The organism is Zhenhengia sp. (assembly GCF_046966505.1).
In the GTDB taxonomy this organism is placed as follows: Bacteria; Bacillota; Clostridia; order Lachnospirales; family Cellulosilyticaceae; genus Zhenhengia; species Zhenhengia yiwuensis.
The window spans coordinates 1-9151 of sequence record NZ_JBKVCH010000025.1 but is presented as its reverse complement, the minus strand read 5'-3'; the positions used below and the strand labels follow the sequence as shown (position 1 = coordinate 9151).

Below are 9151 nucleotides of genomic sequence, written 5' to 3'. Positions count from 1 at the left end.
AATTTATGGTATATTATTTATAGAAAGTTACTTAATTTAAAACACACTATGAGTACAAGGGGGAAGATACATGGTAAAAAAATTAAAACAACTTATGGTATTAGGTTTAGCAGTGGGTGTAACTGTAACAGGATGTAGTCCAAGTGGATCACCTACAAGTAAGGAACAAACTGATACAAAACAAGAAGCAGATAATAAAAAGGGAGATCCTGTAGTCATTCGTATTGGTTCACATGCTGGTAATAGTATGAATCCAGATTATAAAGACCCTGTTACAGGGAATTATGCAATGAATGATGAAGATCGTGAAATTGCACTCGAGGCAATGCAAAGAGTTGAAGATAAATTAAATGTAAAAATCGAGTGGGTACAGTTCCCAGGAGAAACAACAGAAGTATTACTTCAAAGCGTAATGGCTGGAGATCCTGTAGCAGACGTTGTTAACCTTTATGCAAACTCACAAGGAATTATTTTAGGTCAAAATATTCTTCAACCACTTGATGAATATTTAGAGTATTTCCAAGAGGATGCACCAGCGCCTATTTATGGAAAACACTACTTCCTTGCTGTAGCAGGTGATCATTGTACACCATTATCACCACTTTTCTATAATATCAATTACATAGAAGAAGTAGATGCGTTAAAAGAAAATGGGAAAACTGTTTATCCAACAGATCTTTACAAAGCTGGTAAATGGACATGGAGTACATTTGAAGATTACTTAGCAAAAATCGAAGCACACTATGCAAATAGCCAAGCTCCAGAAAGACCAGAAAAACGTATTGATGCCTATAGAACAGACTATACAGAAACCCTTATTCAAGCTATGCATTCTGCAGGTGGCAGCATTTACGGTGATGATGGCCTTGGAATAGAGTCTCAAGCAACAAAAGATGCCGTAGCCTATGTTCAAAAACTTATTGATAAAAAACTTTTAGTTTGCGAATTAAAAGAAGGTACAAGTAATAGGCCATATAATGCACAAGGAGAACCATTTAATAAAGGGGAATCAGTATTTACAAATATTGAAGACTGGCGTTCAAGTGAAGCAGCAGCTAAAGCAGCAGAACGTGGACAATCAATCGGTTTCATTCCATTCCCAAGACCAGATCATATGGAATTTGATGATCCTAACTACCGCCAAGTACGTACAGGTGGAGAAACTTGGGCAATCTTAAGAGGTGTGGATGAAGAAAAAATTCCTCTTGCTATTCAAACTTATGAAATGTATATGAAAGAGAAAGGTGAAATTACTAAAGAATTAAAGGGTGAAGAGCAAAAAGTATTCTTATCAATTGACCTTTTCCATCCAGAAATTGGTACTGACATGGAAGAAATCTACTTCGAAAGTATTGAAAAATCATTTGTTAATGAATTCTCTAATATGACAGGCGTGTATTGGGATTTCATGGGTATTGCTGGAGATGCTATTTATGGCATTGGTGGTTCACCAAGTTATGATGTAGCTATTGAAGCTAAGAAAAACATTATTACAGATAAGATCAGTAGTGTAGAGGCACTTTTAAATACAACAGAAGTTAAAGATAACATTGCACCAGCTTTCACTGAAATTGAAGCGGGTAAAACATATAGCTTCCCAGTGGGAACAGATCCAAATAGTATTAAGTGGAATGAAAACTATACTGTAGCTGACAATATAGATGGTGAACTTGATAAAGAACAAATCGTATTTGATACAACAGCAGCAGACTTTAATACAGTAGGCGCTTATACAGCTGGTGTAGTTGGAACAATTAAAGATTCAAGTGATAATGAAGGTAAAGTGAAAATTAATATTGTTATTTATGATGATAAGAATACACAAGCTCCAACTTTAACTATTAAAGAAGGATACAGAACTCTTGCAAAAGATGAAGATACATCAAAAGTAAATTGGGGCAATGATTTTGTTGAAGCAGCAACAGATAAAGATGGTCTAGATCTTAAAGCAAAAGTTGTAGCAGATTTATCAGAACTTGATACAACAACACCTGGTACATATAATGTTGCACTTACAGTAACGGACTATGCAGGTAATGAAGCAACTCAAACAATTGAAGTAACAGTAGAGTAATAACGAGCACATATTAACTATTCCTTTTTTAGAAGGCTACATAGGAAACTATGTAGCCTTTTTGATAGATTAAAAAATAAATAAAAAAACATTTGACAATATAGTTAGAATAGATTAAACTTATGTAAATATTATTTATAGGAGAATAAAAATGAACTTAACTATTAATTACAAAACTTTCGAAATGAATAAGTTTTATTATGGCTATTATAGATAAGTTTGTATTTATGATTTGAAAGGCTTTTATCATAGGTACAAACTGTTACAGCTTTTGTATCTATGATGGCTTCCTTTGACATATAAAAAAGAAGGTCACATAGAAAATCTTATGTGGCCTTTTCGTTATTTTAAAGACAAGAAGGTTGCATAGTAAAGACTATGTGGCCTTCTTTTTTTATAGTCTAGGAAAGTTTTACTTTTCTTGAATCAGAAATGTGGTCATATCCACTTTTTGCCTATCAAAATAATATAACATACTTTAAACAGGGAGGTTTAATATGAAGGAGAGAGAAAATTTCTCAAACAGATTTGGTTTTGTTATTTCTTGTGTAGGAGCAGCTTTAGGGCTGGGAAATATTTGGATGTTTTCATACCGTTTGGGGGCGTATGGTGGGCCTGTATTTCTTATTCCATACTTTATTTTTGTTTTTATACTAGGTTCAACAGGGCTTATTAATGAGTTTGCGTTTGGACGATTATTTAAGGGGGGGTCTTTTACAGGTATACAGGAGACTTTTAAAAAACACGGATTAAAAGGTGGTAAAATAGTAGGTCTTATTCCTCCTATAGGCCTCATGGGTGTACTTATGTTTTACTGCGTTGTCATTGCATGGATTTTAAAATACTTTTTCTTAAGTGTAACAGGTCAAATTATGACGATAGATGTAACGACATACTTTGATAATTTTGTAGGCACAACAAGTACAGTGCCATATTTCTTCTTAGCACTATTTATAACAGTAGTTATTGTTTCTTTAGGTGTAACAAAAGGTATTGAAAAATTAAATAAATGGATTATGCCGCTGTTATTTATACTCTTTATTGTTTTAACTATTAGAGGTCTTACATTACCAGGCGCACTAGCAGGGGTAGAGTACTTACTCACACCAAACTGGGAATACTTATTTAAAGTGGAAACATGGGTTATGGCACTTGGACAGGCGTTCTTTACTGTATCCCTTAATGGATGCGGTATGGTTGTATATGGGAGCTACATTAGTGAGAAGTTTGATATACCAAGTGCCGCCATAAGTACAGCTTTGTTTGATACTATTGCAGCTTTACTTGCATCTTTCATGATTATGCCGGCTGTATTTGCCTTTGGACTTGACCCGGCAGCAGGACCTTCACTTTTATTTATTACTTTACCAAAGGTATTTCAATCTATGTCTTATGGAGGTATTTTAAGTACTCTATTCTTCTTAAGTATTATTTTTGCAGCTATTTCATCTTCAGTAAATATGCTAGAAGGAAGTATGGAAGCTTTAATGGCATGGACAAAATGTTCACGTGTTATGGCATGTAGTATTATTGGAGGCATTGCCTTTGTAGCAGCAGTACCATTAGCAACTAACATTGGAGCCTTTAATCAATTTGCAGACTTTGTAACCATTGTGATTTCGCCTGTAGCAGCACTGATTGTAGCTGTAACTTTCTTCTATTTATTAGATGGAAAAGAAGTATTAGAGTCTATTAATCAAGGTGCTAAAAGACCACTTGGTAAGGTCTTTATTCCCTTTAGTAAATATGTATTTGTAGGCATTACAGTAGCAGTCATTGTATTAGGTGTTGCATATGGTGGCATTGGCTAATAAAAAAGATTAATAAAAGAGCGTATAGTGTGCCAGGATTTAAAAGGCATACTATACGCTTTCTTCTTTATAATTCTGCTAAAGCATCTGTTACAAATTGGTCAACGGTAATTTTCCATTCTTCTACCATCTTAAGACCAGTAGCACGGGCGATACGAGCAAATTGATTAATGCGTTCAAGACGTTTGTTGCGAGAACCATATTGAAGCACAATGGCTGCATAGAGTACAGGAAGGTAGGCTGTCTCGGTGCGAAGTAGGAGTTCTTTGTCATAGCTTACGGCTTCTTTAGCCATAGCAAAGAGTTTGTCATAGTGCTGTACAAGTTTTTGGGTAAGGAAAGTTTTCTTAGCATCTTGTGGACCACCGAAGATGTCTAGGCGCTTACTAAATTTGTCCTGAGCATCATGGAGGCACTTAATATATTCTAAAATATAAGGAGAAGCTTCTTTATAATAACCTTTGCAGAAGTCTTCCATATGAGCCTCTACATTACAGTAAGGATCCCAAGCTAACTTAGCCAAAAGGTAGCCGCGAAGTTCAGAGAACTCACCGCCTATTTCTCGGTTACATTGGCTAAAGAGAAGTTTAACTTTATTTTTAGCGAAGAACTGCATATTCGGTGCAAGTGTTCTAAGATTTGGGAAAGGACTAACTAAGTTTCTAAACTGAATATTATAGTCCCATAGAGAAACATGATCAGAAATATTTGCCCAAAATTCTAGTTCTTCCTTGCTTTCTTTACAAGCAGGATCTGCCTCAATAGGAAGGCCGCGACCAGCTTCAATATTACAAGTCATAATATGTACGTTGCTATGAGGTCTTGTATGTTTAGGTGGTTTTCTTGTATACCAATAAGAAAGTGTAGAAATCACTTTATCAGGGACTTCATCTGCAATATAGTTTACAAAATTAAGGACAGAACCCATAGGACTTTCATCGTAGTCATCTATAGCTTTGCAAGCTTCACACTGGCAATAGTTATTATCATCATTTTGACTGATGGACCAGTATCGGCATTCAGGCTTTTCATCTATAAATTTACGTAAGTTCTCTAGCATAATACGTCTTACTTCTGGATTGCTTAAGCATGGCTCACCAGCAGGGTGACGTTTACCATTAAGAAGGGCAAAGTATTCAGGATGCTCTTCAAAGTAGTCTTTGGAAGGAAGTAAAAATTGGAAAGAGTGGCACCAGAAGCCCCAGCCTTCATGGACTTTACTCTGAGCAGCTTTATGTTTTCTAGCAAAAACTCTATCTTCAAAGTCTTTATAGTAAATTTCCCTGTAATCAATAAGTGGAATGAAACTATAAGGCTCGAAATCGGCAGATAAATTAGTGTTTTGTGGAATGTATTCTGCAGTAGATGTATAGTAGCGACAGCCTATAATGCGTTCAAGAAAATCATAAACGGCATAAACGAAAGTTTCACTAGAAGCACCGCTAAAGCATAGACCATCTTCAGTAATGGCATAGGCAAAACCAGTGTGTGAATAGGCATCTGTTTGAATAAAGCGTATGATAGATAAGTGGGAAGGTATACGACCTTCACCTGTATAAATGTCAAAAAAGGTACCTGTAATACGTGATAGATAGTCTTGTAAAATTTCTGCAGCTTCTTGGGCAGAAGTTGTACTCAAAATAGCACATAAAGGTCTGCCTTCTGATGAAAAATGAAATGACATAGTATTAAATCCCCCTAGAATTTAAAAAAATATAAAGTCTTTTTTAGTATAACATACAAAATAAAAATATAAAATATTAAGTTAATAAAAATAAATTTAGAAAAGTTAATGAAAGTTTGAAAGATTTAACCTATGTTTAACCTAATTCATATAAGTATTTAACATACATTTTTTATGATACTTAAAGTCATAAAAAACTAGAAAGATACTTGGAGAGATGAACATGAATAAAAATAAGAAATTTGTTGTAGCACTATCACTTGCAACTATAATGCTTATGCAAAATACAATGCCGCTTCTGGCAAAAAATAATGAAGAAGGCAAATGGATGAGTGGAGAGTACCATACGCATACAACTCAGTCGAAAGATGCAGGTGAGAAAATCACGACAACAGAGCATATATTAGATGTAGCATTTAAAGAGGCAGACTTTACATCAGAAAGCTGGAGTCAGGCAGCGCCTTGGGAACTTCCAACGCAAACAACAGATGCAGATGGTGCAGCTTTTGATTATCTTGTACTTGCTAACCACCTTAGACCATCTTTTAGAAATCCAGATGGAAAGACACAAGACCTTGCTTTTTATCAGGGGTTACAGCAGGAAATTGATAAGGTGAAAGCACTTCAGGAAGAGGGGAAATACGAAGATAAATTAATCTTCTCAGGATTTGAATGGGATATGCTAGGGCTTGACCATGCTGCTGTAGGGATTATTGCTCCAAATGAAGAGCAAATGATAGAAGGTATTAAAGAATTTGAATACCGTTATAGTAAGGAAACAAAAGATACATACTTTACAAATGAAGAAACTGAAAAGTATGGTAAACGTTACAATGAAAATATAAAAGAAAATACTTTCCATGCCATTGGGTGGTTAAAAGAGAATTATCCAGACAGCTATGTACTTATCAATCATCCAGCACGTAAAAATGGTGGAGAATCTGAACTCAAAATAGAAGATATTCGTAGAATGAATGATATTGCACCAAATATTGTATTTGGTTTTGAAGGGATTTTAGGCAATCAGATGTCTAACGATGGCAGGGGTGAAAGTAAAGAAGTTTATGGTGGTGCAGATGGCATGCTAGCTGAAGTAGGTGGCATGTGGGATGCCCTTCTTGGAGAAGGAAGAAGATTCTTTACTTTCGCTAACTCTGACTTCCACTTTAAAGTAAGAAAAGACCCTACAGGTGGTTCTTATAGTGGATATTGGCCAGGTGAATACTCCAGAAATTATACATGGGTAGAAGGCAATACTATGAAAGATTTAGCAGATGGACTTCGTTCAGGTAAATCCTTCGCTGTAACAGGTGATTTAATTGATGCCCTAGACTTTAGAGCAAAAGGCAAAAGTGAAGAAGTAGAGATGGGTGATACTTTAAAGGTACAAAAAGGTGAAGAAGTGACGCTTACAGTACGCTTTAAAAGTCCAGAAGTAAATAACTATCAAACACTCTTTAGTACAGATACTGCCACAACTAATGAGGTTGCTGTAGACCATATAGATTTAATTTCAGGTGAAGTAACAGGTAAAATTAGTCCAAACAGTGAAGCGTATACAAATGATAAAAATGAAACAACAAAAGTTATTCAAACCTTTACAAGTGAAGATTGGACAACAGATGAAGAGGGATACAATACACTTACTTTCACTGTGAAAGCAGATAAAGACCGTTATTACCGTTTAAGAGGGACAAATTTAGAAGTAAGCGCAGAAGGTCAAACAGATGAAATGGGTAATCCATTAAGAGATGAAATGAAAGAAAGACCATCAGCGGACTCAATTAATGATCATAACTATTCAGATTTATGGTTTTATGGTAATCCTATCTTTGTAGATGTACAGGGAAAATAAGAACATAAAAAAGGATGTGCTACATTTTACATGAGCACATCCTTTTTCATATTAAATTTTAAGAAAGTGTTTTTACATATAGGTAATAAACAACAGTTTAATCCTTAAAAGTGAATATTTTATAAAGATAATCTATTTTGTATAGTTATCAAAGTAACCTTGAATGTAAATAATAGGGGTTCCTTTATCACCGCTACCAGATGTAAGGTCTGAAAGAGAACCGATAAGATCTGTTAATCTACGAGGTGTAGTACCTTGAGATGCCATATTACCTACAAGGTCAGCATCTTTGTTTTTAATATACTCAGAGATGGCATTTTTAAGTTCATCCCCACTTAAATGTGCAAAATCATTATCTGCTAAATATTTAAGTTTAATTTCATTTGGTTGACCTTCAAGGCCTTTTGTAAAGGCAGGAGAAACAACTGGATCGGCAAGTTCCCAAATTTTCCCTACTGGGTCTTTGAAAGCGCCATCACCATATACCATAACTTCTACTGTTTTACCTGTTTTTTCTTTAAGAGCAGCTTGGATAGCATCTACTACAGGTTGGCAATTGCGAGGGAAAAGTTTAACTGTTTCTTCAGTAGCTTTGTTAGAGCCAAGAAGTCCGTAAGCTTCGTTATAGCCATTGCCATCTAGAGATTCTACGAGTATATCATCAAGTCCATAAACTTTAGTTGCACCATTTGCTTTTAAGATGCGTTTTGTTCTAAATCTAGAGTGAATATCACATGTAAGAACATTCGTTGTATAATCAAGAATTGTTTTAGGATTATTTGAGAAGATAACTTCACACTCAGCACCAGCTTCTTTGATTAAAGATTTGTAGTACTCGATATAATCAACGCCTGTGAAAGTATGTTTATTGTAACCAAATAAATTTCTAAATTCTGCTTCAGTTAATACGTCTGTCCAAGGATTAACACCTTTTTCGTCTAAAAGATCAAGATCTACTAAGTGATTTCCTACTTCATCAGATGGATAGCTAAGCATAAGCACTACTTTTTTTAGTCCTTTTGCAATTCCACGAAGGCAGATTGCAAAGCGGTTGCGGCTTAAAATAGGGAAAATTACGCCTACTGTAGCTTCGCCAAATTTAGCTTTTACATCTGTAGCAATTGCATCTACTGTTGCATAGTTACCTTGTGCACGTGCTACAACGGCTTCTGTAATGGTTACAATGTCTTTATCTTGAATAGTAAATCCTTCAGATGCAGATGCTTTTAATACACTATCTACAACGATAGATGTAATATCGTCTCCTTCACGAATAATTGGGGCACGAAGTCCTCTTGCTACTGTTCCTACCATTCTTTCCATGTAAAATCGCTCCTCTATAAAATGAATTTTTAGTAATTACAGAAAACGTAAACTTACTATTGTACTATACCTTATAGATGATTATAAGTAAAATAAAGATATGATATAATATCTATAAGAAAAACTTATATCATTTTTACAAGTCCTTATCATAGGCAGGAAAAAAGATGAATAGGTAGTAAAATAAGTCACTTGAAAGTTAATAGAGATATGGTATAATAACTTATGCACTATATAAGAAAGAAGGAGAACGGTCATGGCGAAAAATCCAAATGCCTATAAGCTTGTTGCACAAAATAAAAAAGCTTATCACGATTATTTTATAGAAGAAACGTTTGAAGCAGGCATCGTACTTGTTGGAACAGAAGTAAAATCCATCCGCCAAGGCAGTGGTTCCGTTAAGG

At 35.0% G+C, this 9151-nt stretch carries 6 protein-coding genes; 4 read left to right on the top strand and 2 right to left on the bottom strand.

The window, feature by feature from the left end; translation table 11 throughout:
* The first annotated feature begins 70 nt into the window (after window positions 1-70).
* Together ACLTBU_RS16745 and ACLTBU_RS16740 are read left to right on the top strand one after the other, a co-directional pair.
* Window positions 71-2074 (top strand): immunoglobulin-like domain-containing protein, encoded by a 2004-nt coding sequence (locus tag ACLTBU_RS16745; RefSeq protein ID WP_412220122.1) that lies wholly within the window; start codon window positions 71-73, stop codon window positions 2072-2074.
* Between the two features lie 497 nt (window positions 2075-2571).
* Window positions 2572-3885: a sodium-dependent transporter gene (locus ACLTBU_RS16740; protein ID WP_412220120.1), complete on the top strand. Its 1314-nt coding sequence runs from the start codon at window positions 2572-2574 to the stop codon at window positions 3883-3885.
* A 67-nt stretch (window positions 3886-3952) separates the two neighbouring features.
* Here the strand turns inward: ACLTBU_RS16740 and ACLTBU_RS16735 are convergent, their stop codons facing one another.
* Window positions 3953-5569 (bottom strand): DUF4838 domain-containing protein, encoded by a 1617-nt coding sequence (locus ACLTBU_RS16735; RefSeq protein WP_412220118.1) that lies wholly within the window; start codon window positions 5567-5569, stop codon window positions 3953-3955.
* A 223-nt stretch (window positions 5570-5792) separates the two neighbouring features.
* Between ACLTBU_RS16735 and ACLTBU_RS16730 the strand changes: the two genes are divergently transcribed.
* Window positions 5793-7424 (top strand): hypothetical protein, encoded by a 1632-nt coding sequence (locus tag ACLTBU_RS16730; protein WP_412220117.1) that lies wholly within the window; start codon window positions 5793-5795, stop codon window positions 7422-7424.
* Between the two features lie 132 nt (window positions 7425-7556).
* On the opposite strand, the gene ACLTBU_RS16725 is transcribed toward ACLTBU_RS16730, so the two are convergent.
* Window positions 7557-8747, bottom strand: coding sequence for a coenzyme F420-0:L-glutamate ligase (locus ACLTBU_RS16725; RefSeq protein WP_412220115.1), 1191 nt, complete (start codon window positions 8745-8747; stop codon window positions 7557-7559).
* Between the two features lie 256 nt (window positions 8748-9003).
* On the opposite strand from ACLTBU_RS16725, the gene ACLTBU_RS16720 reads away from it, so the two are divergent.
* Window positions 9004-9151, top strand: a 148-nt coding sequence (locus ACLTBU_RS16720; protein WP_412220123.1) for an SsrA-binding protein, incomplete at its 3' end; no start/stop codon positions are given.

Excerpts from the sequence above, each read along its gene's own strand:
- ACLTBU_RS16725 (WP_412220115.1), bottom strand. The coding sequence starts at position 8,747 with ATGGAAAGAATGGTAGGAACAGTAGCAAGAGGACTTCGTGCCCCAATT.
- ACLTBU_RS16735 (WP_412220118.1), bottom strand. The coding sequence starts at position 5,569 with ATGTCATTTCATTTTTCATCAGAAGGCAGACCTTTATGTGCTATTTTG.
- ACLTBU_RS16745 (WP_412220122.1), top strand. The coding sequence starts at position 71 with ATGGTAAAAAAATTAAAACAACTTATGGTATTAGGTTTAGCAGTGGGT.
- ACLTBU_RS16740 (WP_412220120.1), top strand. The coding sequence starts at position 2,572 with ATGAAGGAGAGAGAAAATTTCTCAAACAGATTTGGTTTTGTTATTTCT.
- ACLTBU_RS16730 (WP_412220117.1), top strand. The coding sequence starts at position 5,793 with ATGAATAAAAATAAGAAATTTGTTGTAGCACTATCACTTGCAACTATA.